Raw genomic sequence first — 311 nt, 5'->3', positions numbered from 1 at the left:
CGGGCGCCGGCGCACCGGGCGCAGCGCTGGGCTGCTGGGGCGCGGGCTGGGTGGGCGTCGTCGTACCGGGAGCAGGCGTGGCACCCGGCGTAGCACCGGGCGTGCCCGCTGCGGGCGCCTTGCCATCCCCGGCGGAAATATCTTCCTTGACGTTCTGCAATCCGGCGTCCCCGGCCTGGGCACCCGAATCGCCGCCGAAGGTCTGGTTGAGGGCCTCCTCCAGGGTGGGCGCGAAGCCGATATTCCCGTCACCGAACGCCGTGAGCACGTACTGCATAAGCGGGTAGGTGGTGCCCTGCGAAGCCTGCACG

At 71.7% G+C, this 311-nt stretch carries 1 pseudogene; it reads right to left on the bottom strand.

The annotated features are described in order from the left end of the window. Nucleotides 1-311: pseudogene (locus QP415_RS11240) on the bottom strand (UPF0182 family protein); the annotation flags it as partial.

Source organism: Pauljensenia sp. UMB3104 (genome assembly GCF_030217285.1).
GTDB lineage: Bacteria > Actinomycetota > Actinomycetes > Actinomycetales > Actinomycetaceae > Pauljensenia.
Note: the sequence above shows the minus strand (reverse complement) of the source record. Positions and strands in the feature narration are given on the sequence as shown.